Raw genomic sequence first — 869 nt, 5'->3', positions numbered from 1 at the left:
GCGCGTCGCGGATGCGCAGATCGCCAACCTGCAGCTGACCGTCGAAGGCCCCGCCCGATCCCACGGGCACCAGCACGAGGTTGAGATCCCCGCCCACCACCTGCCGCGCCACCGAGGCGCTGCGCAGCACGCCGCCCGCGTCTTCGGAGGCGAGCCGGATCGCGCTGCGCCCGCCAAGGGGCAGCACCTGTCCGCGCAGGGCCGTCCCGCCGTTGACCCGCGCTTCGAAAGAGCCGTCAAGCCCGCGCGACAGATCGAAGCGACCGCGCATTTCCGTCAGCGCGATGGTGTCGGTAATCTGCAACCGATCGAGCGAGAGCAACAGCGGCGGCGTGGGCTTCCCGCTGGGTTCCGTTTTGCCGAACTGGTCGCGGCGCATGTCGATCATGCCGCCGCGCACCACGACCTGCACCGGTTGCCCCTTGCCCTGCCCCACAAGGTCGAGCGGCAAGTCGAGCCAATCGCCCACCACAACGCGATCAAAGCGCAGCCGGTCAAGCGCGCCATCCGGTTTCAGTTTGACGGAACCGCGCGCCGCAAGTCCCGGCCCCTCGATCCGCAGCACGGACACTTCGGGTGTCTCGCCCAGCGTGCCTTCCACGCGCAGCGCGCCGCCCGCCGCGGCGGTCTTGGCCCATGTGACCTGCGGCACCTCGATACGCAGGCCGCGCAGGTCCGACGTGAGGGTGAACGCAGGCGGCCTGCCGCGTTTCAGCGCGAGCGAGATGTCGGCCTTGCCCTCCCCCGAAACACTGCCCGGGGGCAGCAGGATCCCGAAAGCCTCCAACGTATGCGGCGACAGCGCGATCTGCCCCGTGAGCGTGCTGCTGTCCGACCCCGGCCCGATCCGCTGGGACCAGCGCGCGTCA

Annotated in this window: 1 pseudogene; it reads right to left on the bottom strand. The window is 70.4% G+C overall.

The annotated features are described in order from the left end of the window. Positions 1–869, bottom strand: a pseudogene (locus A3728_RS23155) (DUF3971 domain-containing protein); the annotation flags it as partial.

It is taken from the genome of Sulfitobacter sp. HI0040 (assembly GCF_001634885.1).
Classification (GTDB): domain Bacteria; phylum Pseudomonadota; class Alphaproteobacteria; order Rhodobacterales; family Rhodobacteraceae; genus Sulfitobacter.
The sequence above is the reverse complement of the archived record's forward strand: the minus strand, read 5'-3'. Positions and strand labels throughout refer to the sequence as shown.